Origin of the sequence: Flavobacterium tagetis, assembly GCF_016735615.1 — a bacterium.
In the GTDB taxonomy this organism is placed as follows: Bacteria; Bacteroidota; Bacteroidia; order Flavobacteriales; family Flavobacteriaceae; genus Flavobacterium; species Flavobacterium tagetis.
In genome coordinates, this window is record NZ_JAERSF010000002.1 from 1 (window position 1) to 23,657 (window position 23,657).

The following is a 23,657-nucleotide window of genomic DNA, read 5'->3' on the forward strand; positions in this document are numbered from 1 at the left end:
GCCTTAAGGTGGTTATTGCGGCGGGGCTCACCTCTTCCCATCCCGAACAGAGAAGTTAAGCCCGCCTGCGCAGATGGTACTGCATCATTGTGGGAGAGTATGTCGTCGCCTTTCTTTTGAAAACCCTATCCAATTCGGATGGGGTTTTCTGTTTTTATATGATTTTGAAAATTGATAGATTAGACTATGAAAGTAAATTTTAAACATAAAAATCACTATTTATAGTGATGCAAGAAAAAGGGAAGAATAGTAGATTTGTTTTAAAGTTGCAATGTAAACGAGGTGTGTCAAACTATTTTGGAGAATTAAATTGATATAATCATGCAATTTTAATTAAAAATTTTATTACTTGCTCGAATGAATAGTATTTGCATTGGGGAGCTTTACTATATTATTCGGGCTTAGTAATAGAAAGATTTTGCAATAGATTAATCTACTAAACCATTTTCGACAGCATATTTTACCAATCCTGCTGTATTTTTAGCATTTAATTTTGATAATAAATTACGACGGTGTGTATTTACCGTATTTAAGCTTATAAAAGTTTTTTCAGCGATTTCAGCGGTATTGTATTCTTGAGCAATCAGTACTAAAATCTCTTTTTCTCTGGAACTTAGCTCGGTTAGGTTAGAGATTTGTTTTTCAATTCTCGTATTATTGCTAAAATGTTTTTCTTCTAACTCTTCGGCAAAATAATTCTCTCCCGAAGCAATTATGTTTATAGCTTTTAGAAGTTCTTCTTTCTCAGCATTTTTTAATAAATAGCCATTTACGCCAATTCTGATTAATCTTGAGACAATCATTACATTGCTGTGTGTGCTTAAGATTAAGATTTTGATGTGCGGATACTGTTTTTTAAGAATTTTACTCAATTCTATTCCATCCATTTCTGGCATGCTGATGTCGAGAATGATAAAATCGATAGTTGCTTTTTGAATAATTTTCAATGCGTCAATTCCATTTATAGCTTTATCAATAATCGTAATATTTGATTCACGTTCTAATAAGGAAATAATTCCTTCAAGAAACATCGTATGATCGTCAACAATAAGTAAATTAATTTTAGTCATTAATAATTATGTTAGATGCTTTTTAATTCGTCAAGCTGATTTTTTAGACCTATTCCTTTAATTTGGATTTTGGACTTTGATTGAAAAACTGGGATTTCAATATTAAAAATAGTGCCTCTTTTTTGTTTTGAATCAATTATAAGGGAACCGTTTAATTTATTAATTCGGTTTTCCAGATTTACGAGGCCAATTCCTTTTGAAATGTTTTCAGTTTGAAAGCCTATCCCATTATCTTCAAATAAAAGATTGAATATATTTTCAATGTAATTCAGCTGAATTTCGATTTCGGAAGCTTTTGCATGTTTGATTGTATTAGTCAACAGTTCCTGTATAATTTTAAAAATTTCAATCTGAATATTTTCATCCAAATCATTAATCTCTTTCTTCGGATAAGGAATATATGAAATCTTAATTTTGCTTGCTTCGCTGATATTATTCAAATATGATTCTAATACTTCTAGAAATTTATTTTGGCTGAATTTCTTTGGAAGTAAATTGTGTGATAAATTTCGAACCAGCTGGTACGTATCGTCGAGCTGAAGGCTTATTTTCTGAATATTCGAAGAATTAGAAGAATTTAAATGATTTACTTGTAATTTGATAGCAGCGAGATTACCACCAATGCTGTCGTGGAGTTCTTGAGAAATACGCTTTCTTTCTTTATCTTGTCCAGTAATTGAAGCCTTAATTAATTCTAATTCTTGCTCTTTTAAAATACTGTTTATTTTTTGCGAACTAATTTCGGTTTGCTTAATGTTTAATAAATGCTGTATTTTGAATCTTTTGTAAAATTGAAATAATAAGGCAATTATAGGAATCAATAAAATAAGGAAAGCACTGATAGTAAATAGCTTAATTTTCTTTTGTTGGTTGATTTCCAATGTTTTTAATTGCTGGTCTTTTTTCAGAAGTGAAATCTCATTTCGCTTTTTGTTGGATGAATTTTGATAGGATAGAATTGTGTTTTCATTGTTTTTTTTTGAAATTTCATCCTGAAGTATCATGTTTTTAATCGCATCTTCTTGGCTAGCTAAAGCTAATTTTTTTGCTTCGTTTTCGAATTTTAAAGATTCAATTTCTTTTTGTTTCTGAGCTGTTTTGTATTTGATTTCCAACTCATTGATTTCTTTGATTCTCTCCATTTTCGAGATAGAATCTTTTAAATGAGTTGATTTGTCAAAAAACATATAAGCATTTTTATAGTCTTCTTGTTTTATAGCAATTTCTCGCAGTTCGTCATAAATGTCTATTTGGTTTTGAAGTAATCCAAAATGTATTGATTTTTGAAGTGCTTCCAAGAAAATCAATTTTGCATCATTATACTTTTTCTGTGAAGTATAGCAATCGCCAATAGTGCTTCTTGAAATAATGGCTAACTGATTCATTTCGTTTTCATCTGCAATAGTAAGAGCTTCTTGAAACATTTTTAATGCTTCTGGGTATTTGTTCTGTAGCTGATAATTTTCGCCTAAGCCAAGTAGTATAATGGACTTTGCTTGAAAATTATTTGTTTTTTCACAAATCGTTTTTCCTTTCTTATAGTAAATATTGGCATTATCGTAATCTTTCAGTCTCGAATAAATATCAGCAATATTGATGTAGCTTCCTAAAATTATTTCAGAATCATCTTTGTATTCGAGACATTGCTTAAATAATTTTAAAGCATTTTGATAATCTCCTAATTCTGTATATGTCTGCGCTAAACCGTGTGTATGTGTATAGAAAAGATTTGTTTCATTGTATTTTTGGGAGGCTTCAATACCTTTTATATGCCATTTTTTACTTTCATTAAACAAGCCTCGTTTATTGTTGTTTATAGCGAGAAGATTATATCCTAATGAGAAAAGACGGTTTTTTATTGAATCGTTGGCGGTTGTATTGTATTTAAAAGCTTGATTTGTATAATATATGGAAGAGTCAATTATTGCTCTTTTGTTGAAATAATAAGCAAGAAGAAGGTTTGCGCTTGCAAGAGATCGGTTGTCTATTTTTGATTTTAATAGTAAATGTGCTTTTTTGTATGCTTTTTTTTCCTCTCCACGGTTGTATAAATCGTAAAGACCTAGAATTTTGGGACTGTGTTTAAAAACTGATGTTTTTTTGGCAGCAAAAGCCTTCTTTTTATTTTCAATCTGTGCCTGTAGACTGAATGATAAAAAGATGATGATGATTAAATAAAACCTTCCTGGGAAGAGTGCCATACGTTTTTGGTTTATACTCTCAATAAAAATTAGAAAAAGTATTGTAAACTTGGGATTTGAAAAATCAATTTGTTTTTGACTAAGAAGTAAAAGTACTACAAAACAATTAAAAAAATCTTCTGAAAAATAAAATTTTTAAATGAAGTTGTGATATAATAGTTAATAAAAAAAAAAATTAAAGTGTTTGTTTATCAGTGTTTTGTGTTTGTGTGAAAGGCTAAATGTTTCTTAAAAGAATTTGAATGTAAATTTTCTTACAGTAAATTAGTGAGATTATAATTAAATGATTGAATTATGAGAAAGAGAATATTTTTAGCCGTTATTTTGTTGTTTGCAACAATTTCGGTTAGTGCACAGAAAAAGATAGAGGTATCAGAACTGCCAAAACCAGCTCAAGATTTTTTAAAGAAACATTTTAGCCATACAACTGTAGAAGTTGCTAAAAAAGATGCAGAACATGGAGAAAAGGGATATGAAGTTAAGCTGAAAGATGGTACAGAAGTAGAATTTTGGAAAGACGGATCATACCGAGAAGTTGATGGTGGCAACAATCCAATCCCGACAGCTTTTATTCCAGATAATATAAAAGCTTATGTAGCTAAAAATCATCCGAATGAAAAAATAACACACATTGACTATGGACATAAAGATTTGGATGTCGATTTGACCAATAATATTGATTTGGAATTTACTAAGGATGGTAAAATTTTAAAAGACAAGAAGGATGATTAATTTTTTTAATCGATTCTAAATGCTCTGATTTATTTTCACTTTCATGATTAAATCAGAGCATCTTAATTTGTGGCTGATTTTTTTGTAAATAGTAACGTGAGAGAAAATAGTTTATATTTACATCTTCTATTAGTTGTTTTATGGAAGAAAATAAACATGTAACGATCTACGATATTGCCGAAAGACTTAATCTTGCAACATCTACTATTTCACGAGCTTTAAAAGACCATCACACTATAAGTGATAAGACGATTAAAAAAGTGAAAAAAACCGCTGAAGAAATGGGATTTGTCCCAAATACTTTAGCTGCAGGTTTACGTGGAAACAAAACCAGAACTATTGGAGTTTTGATTCCCACAGTTACACAGCCCTTTTTGTCTTCTCTAATTAGCGGAATTGAAATTACGGCTCAAAAATCGGATTATACAGTAATTATTATGCAGTCGCATGATTCGTATGAAGAAGAAGTAAATATGGCTAAATCTTTATATAGCAATCGAGTAAGCGGTGTTATTTGTTCTCTGGCAATGGAAACGAGAGATACAGCTCATTTTCATCAGTTTTCAAACAATAATATTCCCTTGGTTTTTGTTGATAGAGTCCCTAAAGGATATAATACTTTTAGAGTTGTTATCGACAATTATACAGCTGGTTACAAAGCAACCAAGCATCTTATTGAACAAGGGTGTATTCGCATTGCTCATTTTACCGCCGGTTCAGAATTAGGTAATTTATATAACGAAAGAAAAAGAGGTTATATAGAAGCTTTAAAAGATCATAATATAGAAGTTGAAGAAGAATTGATTATCAATTTGAATTCCGTTACTTATGAAGACGGTGTAAAAGCAAGCAACGCATTATTTGATTTGAAACCAATTCCAGACGGATTGTTTGCGCCAGGAGATATTTTAGCTGTAAGTGCCGTTCAGACTGCTAAAAAACGTGGAGTCAAAGTGCCTGAAGAATTCAAAGTAATTGGTTTTAACAACGACCCGATTTCGCAGATTATAGATCCTAATTTATCTACTATTACACATCCAGCTGAAAAAATGGGAAAAGCAGCAGCAGATATTATTATAAAAAATTTGAAATCATCTAAAAATGATGATGATGCTAAAGAAATTACATTCTTAAATACAGAAGTATTGGCAAGAGAATCTTCACAGAAATAGAGTCAAAAAGAAAGGATTTAAATAGTAAATCCACCCAGCTAAAGCAGGATAGTTTTTATAATTATCCTGCTTTTATTTATTATATAAATTATTTTTTTGAAAAAAAGACGGCTAAAATTTTTTTCTTAAACAACAATCTTATATTTTTACGCAACCGATTGCAATCATTGTTTTGTTTGGAATAATGTATTTTTTGAATTAAATTTTTGTCAAATACTTTTAAACTGAAATAAAATATTGATTCTTTCGAAAAGATGTTTTGAAGAATTAAATTTAAGCCAATGACCTTATTAAGATTTGTTTTATTGTTTTTTCTGGTTTCCTTTTCCTCTTTAGCACAAAAGGATTATAAATTATGGCTTCAGTATAATACGGTAGCTAATTCTGCAATAGCTACAGAATATAAAAACACTCTTAAAGGGATTGTTCTTTTAGGAAATTCTGAAACTATAAAAATTGCAGGAAAAGAACTCAAAACAGGATTTTCGGATATGTTGGGAAATATTCCTGAAATTAAGCCAGATATAAAAGGAGAGAACAATCTTATTGTTAGTTCAGAATCGAATTTAAATATCGAAATCAAAAATGAGCTAAAATCTGATTTTGATAAAATAAATGATGAAGGTTTTATTATCAAAACTGTTTCTTTTAAAAACAAAAAACAAATTATTATTACAGGAAAAAAAGACGTTGCCGTTTTATACGGAGTCTTTAATTTTCTGAGAATATTGCAGACTAATAAATCGACTAAAAATTTAAATATTGTTGATTCTCCTAAAACTAATATCAGAATTCTAAATCATTGGGATAATCTTGATAGAACGATTGAACGTGGTTATGCTGGATTTTCACTTTGGAATTGGCAGAAATTGCCTGATTTTATTGATCAGCGTTATATTGATTACGCTAGAGCAAATGCCTCAATCGGAATTAACGGAACGGTTTTGACCAATGTAAATGCCAACGCTTTAATCCTCACTCCGCAGTATTTAGAAAAAGTGGAAGCTTTAGCGAATGTTTTTAGACCTTATGGAATAAAAGTCTATTTAACGGCAAGATTTTCGGCACCAATCGAAATTGGAAACTTAAAAACTGCAGATCCAAAAGATTCTGAAGTTATCAATTGGTGGAAAAATAAGTCGGCTGAAATCTATAAACGAATTCCTGATTTCGGCGGATTTTTGGTGAAAGCCAATTCAGAAGGTCAGCCAGGTCCGCAAAATTATGGACGAGATCACGTTGACGGAGCAAATATGTTAGCTGATGCTGTTGCACCTTTTGATGGTGTAATTATGTGGAGAGCCTTTGTATATTCAGAACATGATGCGAATGATAGAGCTAAACAGGCTTACGCGGAATTTCAGCCGTATGATGGAAAATTTAAAGAGAATGTAATTGTTCAGGTAAAAAATGGAGCAATCGATTTTCAGCCTAGAGAACCTTTTCATCCGTTATTTGGAGCAATGCCAAAAACGCCTTTAATGATGGAATTTCAAATCACGCAGGAATATTTAGGTTTCAGTACACATTTGGTTTTTCTGCCAAAATTATTTCAGGAAGTTTTAGAAGCTGATACTTATCAAAAAGGAGAAGGTTCAACCGTTGCTAAAGTTGTTGACGGCACTTTATATCAAAATAAATTAACGGGAATTGCAGGCGTTGCAAATATTGGAAATGATTTAAATTGGACAGGCCATCCTTTTGCACAGGCAAATTGGTATGGTTTCGGAAGACTAGCGTGGAATCCTTATCTAGATTCAAAAACCATAGCCGATGAATGGTTAAGAAGTACTTTTTCTAATGATAAAAATTTTATTGAACCTGTCAAAAATATCATGATTGAATCTCGCGAAGCTGTTGTAAATTACATGACACCACTCGGATTGCATCATATTATGGACACGGGCCATCATTACGGACCTGGGCCTTGGGTTTCTAATTTGTCAAGACCAGAATGGAATCCGACATACTATCATAAAGCCGACAAAAACGGAATTGGTTTTGACAGATCAAAAACCGGAACCAATGCGAGTGCACAATATGCTCCTGAGGTTGAGAAACTTTTTGATAGTTTAGAAACCTGTCCAGAGAAAGATCTTTTATGGTTTCATCATGTTCCGTGGAATTATAAGTTAAAAAATGGTCAAACACTTTGGAATGGTTTGGCACTTAAATATCAAGAAGGTGTAAATCAGGTGTCAGCAATGCAGAATGTTTGGAAGAAAACTGAAAAATATATCGACAGCGAACGTTTTAATGAAGTCGAAATGTTGCTAGAAATTCAATATAAAGAAGCAAAATGGTGGCGGAATGCCTGTTTGTTGTATTTTCAGCAATTTTCAGGGAAAGAACTTCCTGACGGAGTAGAAAAACCGACACATACTTTAGATTATTTTAAGTCATTAAAATTTCCATTTGCCCCTGGAAATGGATAGTATATTATAAAAATTATGAGTAAAAAAACAGCAATTGTAACCGGAGGAAATTCGGGATTAGGTTTTGCAACCGCAAAAAAACTTTGTGATAACGGAATCAAAACTTACATAATCGGAAGATCGAAAGAAAAAACAGAAGATGCATGTAAGGAAATTGGAGAAAATGCCATTCCAGTAATTTTCGATTTAAATGATTTGAAAGGAATTCCCGCGATGATTGAAAGCATTACAAAAAAGGGTTCAATTGATATTTTGGTAAACAATGCTGGAATTAATATGAAAAAGGAAATTCCAGATGTAACTGATGAAGATTTTCTTTCAATAATTCACACCAATTTATTGAGTGTTTTTGCGGTAAGCCGAGAAGTCATAAAAAACATGAAAGCCAACGGAAGCGGTAGTATAGTTAACATTAGTTCGATGGCATCTCAATACGGAATTCCAAAAGTAATAGCCTATTCAGCAAGTAAAGGTGCGATCGAAGCAATGACACGTGCGATGGCAACAGAATTGGCACCTGCAGGAATACGTGTAAACTGTATAGCACCTGGATTTATTAAAACGAAAATGTCTGCGACAGCTTTGGACAACGATCCTGAAAGAAAAAATAAAGTGTTAGGCAGAACGCCAATGGGGTATTTAGGAGAACCGTCAGACATTGCAGATGCAGTTTATTATTTCGCTTTAAGCGAATCAAAATATACTACCGGTACAGTTTTGCCAGTTGATGGTGGAAATAGTATTGGGTTTTAGTGAATGCTGAAAATTGCTCGCAAAGATGCGAAGTCGCAAAGTATTTTTTTTAAGCTTTTTTATATAAAAACTTTGCGCCTTTGCGTCTTTGCGAGATTAAAAAAATAAGTATGATAAAAATGCAACAAACCATGCGTTGGTTTGGGCCTCAAGACAACGTAAAACTTATAGATATTAAGCAAGCTGGTGCAACAGGAATTGTAACTGCATTGCATCAAATTCCTGTTGGTGATGTTTGGACAATTGAAGCGATAAAAGAAAGACAAGAAACCATTCGTAATTACGGTTTGGAATGGACTGTGGTTGAAAGCCTTCCTGTTCACGAAGAAATCAAACGTGCTTCGGGAAATTATCTGCAATACCTTGATAATTATAAAACTAGTTTGCAAAATTTGGCGGAGTGTGGCATCAAAATCATAACCTACAATTTCATGCCAATTTTGGACTGGGTGCGAACGAATCATAATTTTATTAATGAAGACGGGAGTAGAGCTTTGCTGTATAATCAGGATGCGTTTACTTATTTTGATGTTTTTCTTTTGAAAAGACCGAATTCAGAAAATGATTATTCTGATATTGAAAAAGAAAAAGCTTTGCAGTTTGGAAATCAATTGTCTGAAGATGAAAGAGCACTTTTGTTTAAAAATGTTTTGTTAGGATTGCCAGGAAGTAAAATCAACTTTACATCTGAACAGATTTTGTCGTTGTTAGAAAATTATGCTAAAATCGACAATCAAAAATTAAGAGAAAACCTGATTTATTTTTTATCGGAAGTAACTCCAATTGCAGATCAAAACGGACAAAAATTAGCCATTCATCCCGATGATCCGCCGTTTTCGGTTTTAGGGCTTCCGAGAATTGTTTCAACAGAAGCCGATTTAAAAGCGATTTTTGATGCAGTTCCCTCAATGGCAAACGGATTATGTTATTGTACAGGTTCGTTAAGCGCTGACCCGAAAAACAATCTGGGGAAAATAATAGACGATTTTGGAAACCGAATTCATTTTTTACACCTGAGAAATACCATCCGCGAAAGCGAAACTATTTTTAGGGAATCAGAGCATTTAAACGGCGATGTTAAAATGGAAGTGATTGTTGAAAAATTATTGTTGCTAATGAATAAAAACAAAACAAGTCTCCCAATGCGCCCAGATCATGGATTTCTGCATAGAGTTGATGAAGAAACCGAAACATATCCTGGTTATTCTTTAACGGGAAGATTAAAAGGTTTGGCGGAGTTAAGAGGTTTGGAAATGGGAATTGGGTATAAATTGAATTTGTAATTAAAGTTTCCTAAATCTAATACGCTGAGAATTTCTCGCAAAGTCGCAGAGTCGCAAAGTTTTGTTTTGAAAAAGCTTAAAAAGAATTGCTTTGCGACTCTGCGACTTTGCGAGATTAAATAAAAAAAGTTTGTGACGCTATGTGTTCAAAAATTAAAACTTCATACTTAATTCTATTGCTTTTCCTAATCGGATTAAGCACAAATTTGTATGCCATAAATCCAGAGAAATATGTAGTCAATCAGGCTTCTAGTAAAAATTTCCCTTTAGTAAGTAAAGGAAAAGCGGCTTCGATTTTAGTTGATGATAAAGATTATTCTGGAGTTTTAAAAGTAACTGGACATTTAGAAAATGACATTTTTCAGGTTTCTGATTTACATCCGAAAAGAATTAAAAAGATTTCTGAAGCAAAAGATTTTATTGTCATTATTGGGACATTAGGAAAAAGTAAAATCATCGATCAATTAGCAAAGGAAGGCAAAATAGATGCTAGAAAACTTCATGGAAAATGGGAGAAATTTGCAACCCAAATTGTCGAAAATCCGTTTAAAGGAATTAAAAAAGCATTGGTAGTTGCAGGTTCAGATAAACGGGGAACAATTTATGGAATCTACGATTTGTCCAGTCAAATTGGAATTTCTCCTTGGTATTATTGGGCAGATGTTCCAGTTAAAAAACAATCAGAACTGCATGTTTTACCTGGAGTTCATTCGCAGGGAGAACCAAAAGTAAAATATAGAGGGATTTTTATAAACGATGAAGCGCCTGCACTTACAGGTTGGGCATTTGAGAAATTTGGCGGATTTAATTCGAAATTTTATGATAAAGTTTTTGAATTAATTCTGCGAATGAAAGGCAATTATTTATGGCCAGCAATGTGGGGCAGAATGTTTTATGTTGAAGATCCGCAGAATGCTGTTTTGGCAGATGAGTATGGAATTGTAATGGGAACTTCTCACCACGAGCCTTTAACGAGAGCACATGCTGAATGGGGAAAATCAAATGGCAAATGGGATTTTAATTCAAATTCGGAAGCTTTGATTCAATTTTGGAAAGACGGAATTAAACGAATGGGAAATAAAGAAACTATCGTTACAATTGGAATGCGTGGCGATGGCGATGAGCCTATGACGGAAGGAACTGCGATTGAGCTATTAGAAAATATCGTAAAAACTCAAAGAAACATTATTACAGAAGTTACTAAAAAATCTGCTGAAGAAACGCCACAAATGTGGGCACTTTACAAAGAAGTTCAAGATTATTATGACAAGGGAATGACAGTTCCTGACGATGTAACACTTTTATTATGCGATGATAATTGGGGAAATATTAGAAAACTCCCTGAACTCGATTCAAAACCAAGAAAAGGCGGTTACGGTATTTATTATCATTATGATTATGTTGGCGGACCAAGAAATTATAAATGGATCAACACCAATCAAATCGAGCGAACTTGGGAACAAATGGATTTGGCGTATCAATATGGAGTAGATAAAATCTGGATTGTAAATGTTGGCGATATCAAACCAATGGAATTTCCGATTGAGTTTTTCTTAGACATGGCTTGGAATCCTGAAAAATTCAATGCTGGAAATTTAGGACAATATTATGTGAATTGGGCTAAAGAGAATTTTGACAATCAGTTTACAGAAGATATTTCTGAAATTTTAAAATTATACACGAAATATAATTCACGAAGAAAACCAGAATTGCTAGATGCTAAAACGTACAGCATAACAAATTATAACGAAGCAGATCGAGTTATTACCGAATATCAAAAACTGGTTGAAAAAGCCAATTTGATAAATGAAAAGTTGAAACCAGAATATAAAGATGCTTTTTATCAGCTGATTTTATTTCCTGTTTTAGCAAGTGCTAATTTAAACGAATTGTATGTAGCGCAGGCTAAAAATCAATTGTATGCAGAACAGGGAGATGTCGTTGCAAATGATTATGCTGAAAAAGTAAAGAAGTTATTTGAAAAAGATGCCGAGCTCACGAATTATTATCATACCCAAATAGCAAATGGGAAGTGGAATCACATGATGTCACAGACGCATATTGGTTATGATAATTGGCAACAGCCTGAAAAAAATGTGATTCCGAAAACAAAGAAAATTGCGCCTGCAGTTCAAGCGGTAAAAGTGATTACCGCTGAAGAGATTTTAAAAAAAGAGACATCAATTAGCAAAAAACAAGATTTAGCTCAAGCTCATGGTTTTATTGAGAACGATGGTTATATTTCAATAGAAAGTGAAAATTATTCTAAAGTAATAAATTCTGATTCAGTAAAATGGACAACAATTCCAAATCTGGGAAAAACATCATCTGGAGTAACTTTAAAGCCTTCGAATATTCAGTCGATTAAAATTTCGAAACAATCTCCAAGATTAGAGTATAATGTTCATTTTTTTAGTAAAGGAAAGATAAAAGTTAAAGCCTATTTTTCGCCAACAATCAATTTTAAAATTGGAGACGGTTTAAAATATGGAATCGGCTTTGATGATGAGAAACCGCAAGTAAATAATCTCAACTCAGATTCTTCGGAAAAAGCTTGGGCAGAATCGGTTGCGAATAATATTAAGATAATAACCTCAACGCATGAAATTGAAAAAACAGGAAATCATGTTTTGAAAATTTATGCGATTGATCCTGCTGTAGTGCTTCAAAAAATTGTAATTGAAACCGAAGAAGGAAAAGTTTTGCAGTCGTATTTGGGACCGGCAGAGAGTTTTAGAAAGGAATGATTACTATCTCCGTAAAGAGAAAAAAAACTATTAACTATTTAAACCAAAAAATATGAAATGTATTAAACCTTATTTAGTTGCCGTCACAACTTTGCTGGCTGTCAGCTGTACATCGCAAAAAGAAACTGCTTCATTAAAAGATGCTTACAAAGATGCTTTTTACATTGGTACTGCTTTAAGCGCGGATCAAATCGAAGAAAAAGACAAAAAAGAAGATTCTTTGATTCGAAAAGAATTTAATGCAATTACGGCAGAAAATATCATGAAATCTATGTTTACGCATCCGCAAAAGGACAAATATGATTTTGCTTTGTCTGATAAATTTGTGGCGTATGGAGAAAAGAATAAGATGTTTATTCACGGGCATACTTTGATTTGGCACAGTCAATTAGCGCCTTGGATGGAAAAGATTGCCGACAGTACAGAAATGAAAGCGTTTATGCAAGATCATATTACGACAATAGTTTCCAAATACAAAGGAAGAATCAACTCTTGGGATGTTGTAAACGAAGCTTTGAATGAGGATGGAACTTTAAGACAATCTGTTTTTTTGAAAACATTGGGCGAAAAATATTTGGTTAACGCTTTCAAACTAGCAGCAAAAGCAGATCCAAAAGCAGAATTATATTATAACGATTATAATATCGAAGAACCTGCAAAAAGAGCAGGAGCGATTGCTTTAATCAAAAAAATAAAAGCCGAAGGCGGAAAAGTTGACGGAGTTGGCATTCAGGGACACTGGCGATTACAAAGTCCATCATTAGAAGAAATAGAAAAAAGCATTTTAGAATATTCGGCTTTAGGAATCAAAGTAGCTTTTACAGAATTAGATATTACTGTTTTACCAAATCCGTGGGATTTAAAAGGAGCAGAGATTAGTCAAAATTTTGAAGGAAGCGCAAAAATGAATCCATATCCCAAAGCATTGCCAGATTCTATTCAAAACAAACTTGCAGAACGTTATGAATCGATTTTTAAATTATTTTTGAAACACAAAGATAAAATCAGCCGTGTTACTTTTTGGGGAGTTCATGATGGACAATCTTGGCTAAACGATTGGCCGATAAAAGGAAGAACTAATTATCCGTTGCCATTTGATGCGACTTTAAGACATAAAAAAGCTTACAACAGTATTTTAAATCTTAAAGAAACCAAAGAATAACTACTAAAAAAAATGAATTTTTATAAATTGATCAACAATCGGTTGTGGTTTGAAAAATAACTTAAATAAAGTAAAGTAAATTTGCATAGTATGTTTTTTTGTCTAATTTTACACAACCGATTGTTTTTAATAAAACCAACACAATATTGTCATTTCGACGAAGGAGAAATCACACTAGAAACTCCATACAGAATGTCGTCAATCTTTGTCGATTATCACGTGTGATTTCTCCTTCGTCGAAATGACAAAAAAAGAACCTAACTAGCTATCTAAAATGACCACAAACCCACCAATGACTAAAATTTCACAAAAACTATCCATTAAAGAAAAAATTGGATACAGTTTAGGAGATCTTGCTGCCAATCTCGTTTTTCAGACTTTGATGACGTATCTGGCGTATTTCTATACCGACATTTACGGCTTATCACCAACAGATTCTTCGATCATCATGCTGATTGTTGGATTAGTAGCAGCTTTTATTTTTAATCCGATCATTGGGGTTTTGGCAGACAGAACGAGTACCAAATGGGGAAAATTTAGACCTTGGATTTTATTAACTGCAATTCCGCTTGGGATAGTGGCGCTATTAGCATTTTCAACACCTGATTTCTCGTACAAAGGGAAAGTGATTTATGCGGTTATCACCTATACTTTGCTGTTGCTTTTTTATGCAGGAAACAATTTGCCGTACTCTGCTTTAAGCGGTGTTATTACGGGCGATATGAAAGAACGAAACAGTATGTCGTCCTATCGTTTTGTGGCAGTTATGTTTGCTCAGTTTTTTGTTCAGGTTTTTATGCTTGGTATTATCAAAAGTGCGGGAAACGGAGATAAAGCAGTCGGGATTGAAAAAGTAATGACTGCGCTGGCAATTATTGGAACAATCATGCTTTTAATTACTTTTTTAACTACAAAAGAAAGAATCATTCCGAAACCAGAACAAAAGTCAAGCGTAAAAGAAGATTTGAGCGATTTAATCAAAAACAGGCCTTGGGTTATTATGCTTTCGCTGACGACTTTGGTTTTTGTGACTTTGGCCATGAAAGGCGGTTCGTATGTGTATTATTTTGAGAATTATGTAGATAAAGAACAATTGGCCGTTTTTATTCAGCCTATTTTGGATTTTTTAACCAATATCGGATTGAATCATTTTGGGAACGATCCTGTTTCAGCAGGTTTCGGACTCTTTAATGCGGGCGGAATTATCTTTATGATTGTCGGAATTACTTTGTCTAAAAATCTCGCTGACAAATACGGAAAACGAAATGTGTTCGGATTGTTTTTATTCATTTCGACACTGTTTATTGTAGGCTTTTATTTCTATCCTCCGACATCAATCGGATTGATATTTTTCTCTCAAATCCTACACGGGTTTTTCTACGGAATCACAATCCCAATTCTTTGGGCAATGATTGCGGATGTCGCCGATTATTCCGAATGGTTAAACAATCGTCGCGCAACAGCCATTATATTTTCGGCCATGATGGTTGGACTAAAAACAGGATTGAGCGTTGGAGGTGCTTTAACCACTTTATTTTTAGGTTATTTCCATTACGTTCCAAATGCGCCAGAACAATCTCAAACAGCCGTAAACGGAATCAAATTACTAGTGAGTATTTTCCCTGCAATCCCTTTTTTAATTGGAGCCGGATTGCTGTTTTTCTATAAAATCAATAAAGAAATGGAAGTGAAAATAGAAACAGAATTAAAAGAAAGAAGAGCTTAATTATTTAAACAAAATAGTAGTATGCCTGAAGATAGCATTGAACACATTAATTTTGAAGAAATTAATGACCTGGCGATTTCAAAGCCTTTAGTGTCCCATATGTACACAGCCGATCCTTCGGCGCATGTATTCAACGGAAAAATTTACATTTATCCATCTCATGATATTGATGCTGGAATTCCGTTTAACGACAATGGCGATCATTTCGGAATGGAAGATTACCATGTTTTTTCTATGGAAGATATTTCGTCAGAAGTAGTTGATAATGGTGTTGCGTTGCATGTAAATGATGTTGCTTGGGCTGAAAAGCAAATGTGGGCACCTGATGCAGCTCATAAAAACGGAAAGTATTATCTGTATTTTCCAGCTAAACGAGCTAACGGAATTTTTCAGATTGGTGTTGCCATTTCAGATTCGCCAGTTGGGCCTTTTGTTCCTGAAAAAGAAGCAATAAAAGGAAGTTACAGTATAGATCCTGCTGTTTTTGAAGATGAAGATGGTAAACATTATATTTATTTTGGAGGAATATGGGGCGGACAGCTTCAGAAGTACCGTAATAATCAGTACGATCAAAATAACGAAGAACCTTTGGCTGAAGAAAAAGCTTTAGGACCTATAGTAGCTTTGTTAAGAGATGATATGTTGGAATTTGCTGAAGCTCCCAAAGAAATTAAAATTTTGGATGAAAACGGAAATGAGATTTTTGCAGGAGATAATGCCAGACGTTTTTTTGAAGCTTCTTGGGTTCATAAGTATAACGGAAAATATTATTTCTCGTATTCGACAGGCGATACACATTTTATTTGTTATGCTATTGGCGATAACCCTTATGGGCCGTTTACGTATCAGGGAAGAATTTTGAATCCAGTTGTGGGTTGGACATCGCATCATTCGATTTGCGAAGTAGAAGGCGAGTGGTATTTGTTTTATCACGATTCGAGCTTGTCAAAAGGGGTAACGCATTTGCGAAGCATGAAAGTAACGAAAATCGATTATTTGGAAGATGGTTCTATAATTACGATTGATCCATACGGAATAAGAAGATTGATTGATTAAGATATGAAAAGAAAAACAGGTTTTAAAATTGTTGCAGCAGTCATTTTGATGAGTGCATTTTCTTCATGTAAAAAAATTTCACAAAAATCACAATCGGTTGTGTATTCTGATTATGCTTCTTTTGATTGGTTTGATTACAGAGGAAATGATGACGCTTATCAAAATTTAAGAAAATCTGATGTCGATTATTTAAATCCTGTTTTGGCTGGCTTTTATCCAGATCCTACGATTTGTAGAGTTGAGGATAAGTTTTATCTCGTCAATTCTTCTTTCTGCTATTTTCCGGGATTACCCATTTTTGAAAGTACCGATTTAGTGCATTGGAAACAAATAGGAAACATCATTGATCGCCCTGAACAAGCCGATTTTGGAAACTCTCGTTTGTCGGGCGGAATGTACGCACCAACAATTCGCTACAATAAAGGAACATTTTATGTGATTTGCACCAATGTAAGCGGAGTAGGTAATTTTATTGTTACCGCTAAAAATCCTGCAGGACCTTGGTCAAACCCGATTGTACTTCCAGATGTTAACGGAATCGATCCTGACATTTTCTTTGATGAAGATGGAAAAGTTTATATTACGCATAACGGCCCTCCGCCAAATAATGTTTCACTTCATGATGGCCATCGCGCCATTTATATGCTGGAATACGATTTGGAAAAACAAAAAACCACAAGAAGCCCCAAATTGGTTATTAACGGCGGAACCGATATGTCTAAGAAACCAGTATGGATCGAAGGTCCACATGTGATTAAAAAGAACGGATTTTATTATCTGCTTTGCGCACAAGGAGGAACAGGTTTTAACCATTCTGAAGTAATATTTAGAAGTAAAAATATCTATGGTCCATACGAAAGTTATGCTAACAATCCCATTTTGACTCAGTTGCATTTAGATCAGAATCGTGAAAATTTGGTTTCGACAACGGGACATGCCGATTTTGTTGAACTTCCAAACGGAGATTGGTGGTCAGTGTTTTTAGGATGCCGACCATACGAAGGAGATTTTTACAATATGGGAAGAGAAACCTTCATGATGCCTGTTGAATGGAAAAACGATTGGCCAGAAATTGTCGGCGGAAATGAACCGATTCCGATGATTCATAAACATCCAAATCTTCCGCTTTCTAAAGAAAAAATAGAGCCATTGAATGGAAATTTTGTTTCGAAAGACGATTTTGACTCGAGTAAATTAGATCTTAAATGGAGTTTTATCAGAACGCCGAAAGAAAAATGGTATGATTTAATTAATGGGAGTTTATTAATTAAGCCAAGACCAGAATCGATTCATACCGAAACTAATTTTTCTTTTATTGGAAGAAGACAACAGCATTTAAAATTTGAAGCTTCAGTAAAGTTTGAATTCAATCCAAAAGATAATTTACAGGCGGCAGGTTTAACGGCCTTTCAAAATGAAAAACATTATTTGTTGATTGGAAAACGAATGAATACTGATCATAAAATGGAAGTTTTTGTTGAAAGAACAGCAGATAAAATCAATAATGGGAAATCGGAAATTATTGCGAAAAAAGAACTTTTAGATTCTGACAAACCATTGTTTGTGAAGATTGAAGGAAACGGAAGATGGTATAGTTTTTATTATAAAACGACAGAAAAACAAGATTGGATTTTGTTGATAGAAGATGTTGATGGAGTTATTCTGAGTACAAAAGAAGCAGGAGGATTTGTGGGTACGTATTTAGGGATGTATGCTTCGAGGAAGCATTTTGATTAAGACTTTCGTTTAGTATGTGACAAATGTCTCTTGAAACCGTACGCGTGAGGGATAGAAGTGGAAAGCCCACAGACGCGAGGAACGAGCAGGCGAGGACTTGAAACGAATAGCCCGACCCGGAGGGACACGCCCAAATTATTAAGATTAAGACATTAAAAAAAATAACAATTTTAACCTAAAAAATAATTTTTTGTAAAATATTTTTAGCTATTTTAGCATAACAGAACGGAACAGAACGGTATGCTAAAAGAAGAAGAAAAATTTGAGTTTATAATTAATCACGATAGTGATATTCCGAAGTACCAGCAGCTGGTTGACGGAATTACTAATGCTATTGCAGAGAATATTTTACAGAAGGGAGATTTGCTTCCGTCTGTGAATGTGATTTGCAAAACTTATCAGCTTTCGAGAGATACGGTTTTTAAGGCGTATACGATTTTAAAAGACCAAAAAGTGATTGACTCTGTGCCAAATAAAGGCTATTACGTAGCTGGCGAAACGAGAAAAGTACTTTTGGTTTTAGATACGTTTAAAGCTTATAAAGAGGTTTTGTATCATTCGGTTGTGAATAATCTGCCAGATAATGTGATTATCGATGTACAGTTTCATCATTATAATATTGATGTTTTTAAAACGATCATCAATAACGGAATCGGAAAATATTATAAGTATGTAGTGATGAATTTTGATCACCGAGATATTGCTCCGGCGTTATCTGCAATTGCAAGTGATAAACTGCTTTTGATTGACTGGAATATTCAGGCAGATAAAGCCAATAATTATGTATTTCAGGATTTCGGGAAAGCATTTTATGAGTCTTTGATAGAAGCCGTGGATTTGTTTAAGAAGTATAAAAAAATCCAATTTGTATATCCGGATTTTACAAATCATCCGTGGGAAACTGTGGCGTTTTTTAAGAAATTCTGTGCAGATTTTGGTTTTGAGTATGAAGTGACTACAGATCCAAAGAAATTCAATATCGAAAAAGGAATTGCCTACATCAGTGTAAGCGACAGGATTTTAGGGCACTTTTTGGAGCAGTGCAAAGAGAAAGATTACGAACCAGGGAAAGACGTTGGATTTTTATCGTACAACGAAACCCCAATGAAGAAATTTATATACAAAGGAATTTCGGTTGTTTCAACTGATTTTAAAGAAATGGGAACCAAAGCAGCGGCATTTATTACGCATGACGAAGAAACGCAGTGTTATGTGCCGACAAAATTAATAATAAGAGAATCATTGTAAGTATGTATTATATCGGATATGATATTGGAAGTTCTTCTGTGAAAGCAGCAATTGTTGAAGCAGAAACGGGTAAAAAAGTAATCGTTTTGAATGAACCACAGAACGAAATGGAAATCCTTTCGATTCACCCAGACTGGGCGGAGCAAGATCCCGAAATGTGGTGGCAGTACATTTGTACGGCAACGAAAAGAGCGATTAAAGAAGCAAATATCGATGCCTCTAAAATTCAAGGAATTGGAATTTCGTACCAAATGCACGGATTGGTGATTGTGGATGAAGCTGGGAATGCACTGCGAAATTCAATTATCTGGTGCGACAGCCGTGCGGTTGAAATTGGGAATAAGGCTTTCGCCGAGATTGGAGAAGAGAAATGCATGTCACATTTATTGAATTCGCCAGGAAATTTTACCGCTTCGAAACTGAAATGGGTTAAAGAAAACGAACCAGCAGTTTATAATAAAATCGCTAAATACATGCTTCCGGGAGATTACATCGCTTTGAAATTGACAGGCGAAGTAACGACTACCAAAAATGGTTTGTCTGAAGGAATGCTTTGGGATTATAAAGAAAATAAAGTAGCCGATTGGCTTTTAGAATATTATGGAATTGATACCACATTAACTCCAAAAATCGTAGAAAACTTTACGAATCAGGGTGTTGTAACTGAAAAAGCTGCTACAGAATCAGGTCTTCCTACAGGAATTCCGATTGTGTATCGAGCGGGAGATCAGCCTAATAATGCGCTTTCATTAAATGTACTTCGTTCAGGAGAAGTGGCAGCAACGGGTGGTACGTCGGGCGTTTTCTATGCTGTTACAGAAACAAATTCTGGAAAAAGTACTCGTGTAAACAACTTTGTCCATGTAAATTATACGGAATCAAATCCGAGAGTTGGGAAATTGCTGAATATAAACGGAGCAGGAATCCAATACCGATGGATGCGAAACAATATCGGAAATGAATCCTATGAAGAAATGAATGAAAAAGCATCTCAGATAAATGTAGGTTCACAAGGATTGGTTGTCATTCCGTTTGGGAATGGCGCTGAAAGAATGTTCAATAATAAAAATATTGGATCTCATATTTTAAACCTGAATTTTAATATTCATACTAACGCGCATTTATTTAGAGCATCTTTAGAAGCAATTGCATTTTCTTTTGTGTATGGAATGGAATGCTTGAAAGATGATAATGCAACGATTAATGTAATTAGAGCTGGAAATGATAATTTATTCCGTTCCGAAATTTTCTCTAATACAGTTGCAACATTAATTGGTCATGAAATTGAAATTTACAATACAACAGGAGCGGTAGGAGCAGCAAGAGCAGTAGGTTTGACAGATGGTGACTTTGAAAAATTTGGTTCAGGAATTACGACAAACGATCACGTAATGACCTTTTTGCCTCTAAAAAATAAAGTGGAATACGAAACGGCATATAAAAAATGGAAACAAGAATTAGAATTAATATTAACAAATAAATAAAAAAATCAAATGATAGTTTTAGGAGATAAAGAATACTACAAAGGTATCGGCCAAATTAAATTTGAAGGAAAGGAATCTGATAATCCGTTGGCATTTAAATATTACAATCCAGACCAAATTGTAGCTGGAAAAACAATGCGTGAGCACTTTAAATTTGCAATCGCTTACTGGCATACTTTCTGCGGACAAGGAAGTGATCCATTCGGACCAGGAACACAGCAATTTGCTTGGGATGCTTCATCAGATCCATATCAGGCAGCAAAAGATAAAGCAGATGCAGCTTTTGAATTTATCAGCAAAATGGGATTTGATTATTTCTGTTTCCACGATTACGATTTGATTGCTGAAGGAGCAACTTTCGCAGAATCAGAAAAACGTTTGGCTTTCATTACAGATTACTTAAAACAGAAAAAAGCAGATTCTGGAATTAAATTGCTTTGGGGAACTTCAAACTGTTTCTCAAACCCAAGATTCATGAACGGAGCGGCTACAAATCCAGATTTTAATGTAGTAGCAAGAGCTGGTGGACAAGTAAAATTAGCTTTGGACGCAACTATAGCTTTAGGCGGAGAAAACTATGTATTCTGGGGTGGTAGAGAAGGTTATATGTCTTTATTAAACACAGATATGGGAAGAGAATTAGACCACATGGCGCAATTCTTAGCAATGTCTAGAGACTACGCAAGAGCTCAAGGTTTTAAAGGAACTTTCTTCATCGAACCAAAACCAATGGAGCCATCAAAACACCAATACGATTTTGACTCAGCGACAGCAATCGGATTCTTGAAAAATTATGGTTTAGATAAAGATTTCAAAATCAATATCGAGGTAAACCACGCTACATTGGCACAACACACTTTCCAACACGAATTAGAAGTGGCTGCAAAAGCGGGAATGTTAGGAAGCATTGATGCAAACAGAGGAGATTACCAAAATGGATGGGATACAGATCAATTCCCAAATAACATTCAAGAGACAACAGAAGCCATGTTGGTTTTCTTAAAAGCTGGCGGATTACAAGGCGGTGGAGTTAACTTTGATGCTAAAATCAGAAGAAACTCTACAGACTTAGAAGATGTTTTCTTAGCACACATTGGCGGAGCTGATACTTTTGCAAGAGCTTTATTGACTGCAGATAAAATCATTTCTTCTTCTCCTTACGAAAAATTAAGAAAAGAAAGATACAGCTCATTTGATTCTGGAAAAGGAAAAGATTTTGCTGATGGAAAATTAAATCTTAAAGATCTTTATACTATCGCTCACGAAAATGGAGAATTGAATCTTCAAAGCGGTAAACAAGAATTGTTTGAAAATATCATCAATCAATATATTTAATTGATTTTAGATTTTAAATATTCAACCTAACAGTCCCGATGCATCGGGACTGTTAGGTTTCTCCAAAATATTTAGTGAGAGAAAAAATCTAAAAGAGTTTAAAATTTTAAACATGATAGCTGTAAAACGTTAATATGTTTAAAAAATGCTTTTTTTAGATAAAAACTTCGAAAATGTGTATTAAGATTATGGCTTTTTTGAATAGAGATTCAAGAAAAACAGATTGAAGGTTTAGTTACTGTTTTTTGAAAATTGAAACGAATAAAAAGTCAGTTTGATAAAATAATTAGTGAGTTATTTTTTTATTGAAGGTTTTTTGAAGAGCAGAATCAATCGAAATGCACATTTTTCACTCACTAGAACAAGCTGAGAACTTTGTCAAAGTTTTAAACTTTGACAAAGTTTTTTACTAGAATTTAGACGCACTACAGTGCGTCTCTACAATTAACCACAAACCAAAAAACTTATGAAATTTTTTATTGACACTGCCAATCTTCAAGACATTGAAGAAGCGCAGGCTTTAGGCGTTTTAGACGGTGTAACTACAAATCCGTCTTTAATGGCAAAAGAAGGCATTACAGGAAAAGAAAATATCCTTAATCATTATTTAGCTATTTGTAATATCGTTGACGGCGACGTTTCTGCTGAGGTCATTTCAACAGACTTCGGAGGAATGATAAGGGAGGGAGAAGAATTAGCGGCTTTGCATCCACAAATTGTAGTGAAACTGCCAATGATTGGCGATGGTGTAAAAGCTTGTAAATATTTTTCTTCGAAAGGTATTCGTACTAATGTAACCTTAGTATTTTCGGCAGGACAAGCATTATTGGCAGCGAAAGCGGGAGCGACTTATGTCTCTCCATTTTTAGGACGTTTAGATGATGTTTCGACAGATGGAATGCATTTAATTTCTGAAATCAGAGAAATCTATGATAACTACAATTACCAAACACAAATCTTATCGGCTTCTGTTAGGCATACTATGCATATTATCAATTGTGCAAAAATTGGATCAGATGTTATGACAGGACCGCTTTCTGCAATAAAAGGTCTTTTAAAACATCCTTTAACAGATATTGGACTAAAACAGTTTGTTGAAGATGCCAAAAAGATGAATCTATAGTATTTTTTATTTCCATTTTTATAGTTTTAAGACTCTCTTTCAGTTATTTGAAAGGGAGTTTTTTTATGAATTAAAAGCAACCGATTGTTCTCTTTTTTAGTTTTGTAAGAATTATAATGTTTAAGTTATTTTATTGGTTTTCAGTTTATAAGATCTCTTAAGTCAGCTTTTATAAGGGAAAGCGAATGATTTAATTTATGATGAATTTTTAGACGGTTACTACAACGTTTTAGTTTTTTGAAAAAAATCTGAATTTTTAACATTTTATATTTTTTTTAAGATTTTGAATCAAATGATTTATTATCTCTAACGTTTTCGTGATATTAAACACTGTTTTTAATGATTGTTTAATATTTGGCAATTATTAATAGATATAATTCTTTTTTTTGGCTT

Annotated in this window: 16 protein-coding genes and 1 rRNA gene; 15 read left to right on the forward strand and 2 right to left on the reverse strand. The window is 33.7% G+C overall.

The window, feature by feature from the left end; genetic code table 11:
• Window positions 1-4: 4 nt before the first annotated feature.
• Window positions 5-114 (forward strand): 5S ribosomal RNA (rrf, locus tag JI750_RS07440).
• A gap of 314 nt (window positions 115-428) precedes the next feature.
• On the opposite strand, the gene JI750_RS07445 is transcribed toward rrf, so the two are convergent.
• Window positions 429-1,070 carry a response regulator transcription factor gene (locus JI750_RS07445; protein WP_201999808.1) on the reverse strand — a complete coding sequence of 214 codons (642 nt, stop codon included), beginning with the start codon at window positions 1,068-1,070 and terminating at the stop codon, window positions 429-431.
• Between the two features lie 11 nt (window positions 1,071-1,081).
• On the reverse strand, window positions 1,082-3,271 hold the full coding sequence (locus tag JI750_RS07450) for a tetratricopeptide repeat-containing sensor histidine kinase (protein WP_201999810.1): 2,190 nt from the start codon (window positions 3,269-3,271) through the stop codon (window positions 1,082-1,084).
• A gap of 294 nt (window positions 3,272-3,565) precedes the next feature.
• Here JI750_RS07450 and JI750_RS07455 point away from each other — a divergent pair, with 294 nt between their 5' ends.
• The 14 genes from JI750_RS07455 to fsa all read left to right on the forward strand — a co-directional run bounded on the left by JI750_RS07455 (window position 3,566) and on the right by fsa (window position 23,264).
• Window positions 3,566-4,003, forward strand: coding sequence for a PepSY-like domain-containing protein (locus tag JI750_RS07455; protein ID WP_201999812.1), 438 nt, complete (start codon window positions 3,566-3,568; stop codon window positions 4,001-4,003).
• Between the two features lie 140 nt (window positions 4,004-4,143).
• On the forward strand, window positions 4,144-5,175 hold the full coding sequence (locus JI750_RS07460; RefSeq protein ID WP_201999813.1) for a LacI family DNA-binding transcriptional regulator: 1,032 nt from the start codon (window positions 4,144-4,146) through the stop codon (window positions 5,173-5,175).
• Between the two features lie 281 nt (window positions 5,176-5,456).
• A complete protein-coding gene (locus JI750_RS07465) occupies window positions 5,457-7,610 on the forward strand; it encodes an alpha-glucuronidase family glycosyl hydrolase (protein WP_201999815.1) in 2,154 nt (717 codons plus the stop codon).
• 15 nt (window positions 7,611-7,625) lie between these two features.
• Window positions 7,626-8,363: an SDR family NAD(P)-dependent oxidoreductase gene (locus tag JI750_RS07470; protein WP_201999817.1), complete on the forward strand. Its 738-nt coding sequence runs from the start codon at window positions 7,626-7,628 to the stop codon at window positions 8,361-8,363.
• A gap of 119 nt (window positions 8,364-8,482) precedes the next feature.
• Entirely contained in the window at window positions 8,483-9,646 is a 1,164-nt protein-coding gene (gene uxuA, locus JI750_RS07475) for a mannonate dehydratase (protein ID WP_202003073.1), read from the forward strand.
• A gap of 140 nt (window positions 9,647-9,786) precedes the next feature.
• Window positions 9,787-12,393: a glycosyl hydrolase 115 family protein gene (locus JI750_RS07480; RefSeq protein ID WP_201999819.1), complete on the forward strand. Its 2,607-nt coding sequence runs from the start codon at window positions 9,787-9,789 to the stop codon at window positions 12,391-12,393.
• A 52-nt stretch (window positions 12,394-12,445) separates the two neighbouring features.
• The gene (locus JI750_RS07485) at window positions 12,446-13,555 is read left to right on the forward strand and encodes an endo-1,4-beta-xylanase (RefSeq protein WP_201999821.1); all 1,110 of its coding nucleotides are present in this window, start codon (window positions 12,446-12,448) and stop codon (window positions 13,553-13,555) included.
• 292 nt (window positions 13,556-13,847) lie between these two features.
• Window positions 13,848-15,281 (forward strand): MFS transporter, encoded by a 1,434-nt coding sequence (locus JI750_RS07490; RefSeq protein ID WP_202003076.1) that lies wholly within the window; start codon window positions 13,848-13,850, stop codon window positions 15,279-15,281.
• A 21-nt stretch (window positions 15,282-15,302) separates the two neighbouring features.
• Entirely contained in the window at window positions 15,303-16,337 is a 1,035-nt protein-coding gene (locus tag JI750_RS07495; protein ID WP_201999824.1) for a glycoside hydrolase family 43 protein, read from the forward strand.
• Between the two features lie 3 nt (window positions 16,338-16,340).
• Window positions 16,341-18,074, forward strand: a complete 1,734-nt coding sequence (locus JI750_RS07500) for a glycoside hydrolase family 43 protein (protein WP_201999826.1) — start codon at window positions 16,341-16,343, stop codon at window positions 18,072-18,074.
• 240 nt (window positions 18,075-18,314) lie between these two features.
• A complete protein-coding gene (locus JI750_RS07505; RefSeq protein WP_201999827.1) occupies window positions 18,315-19,322 on the forward strand; it encodes a GntR family transcriptional regulator in 1,008 nt (335 codons plus the stop codon).
• 2 nt (window positions 19,323-19,324) lie between these two features.
• Entirely contained in the window at window positions 19,325-20,806 is a 1,482-nt protein-coding gene (locus JI750_RS07510) for a xylulokinase (RefSeq protein ID WP_201999829.1), read from the forward strand.
• A gap of 9 nt (window positions 20,807-20,815) precedes the next feature.
• Entirely contained in the window at window positions 20,816-22,141 is a 1,326-nt protein-coding gene (gene xylA, locus JI750_RS07515) for a xylose isomerase (RefSeq protein ID WP_201999831.1), read from the forward strand.
• A 466-nt stretch (window positions 22,142-22,607) separates the two neighbouring features.
• Window positions 22,608-23,264, forward strand: coding sequence for a fructose-6-phosphate aldolase (gene fsa, locus JI750_RS07520; protein ID WP_201999833.1), 657 nt, complete (start codon window positions 22,608-22,610; stop codon window positions 23,262-23,264).
• Window positions 23,265-23,657 lie beyond the last annotated feature (393 nt).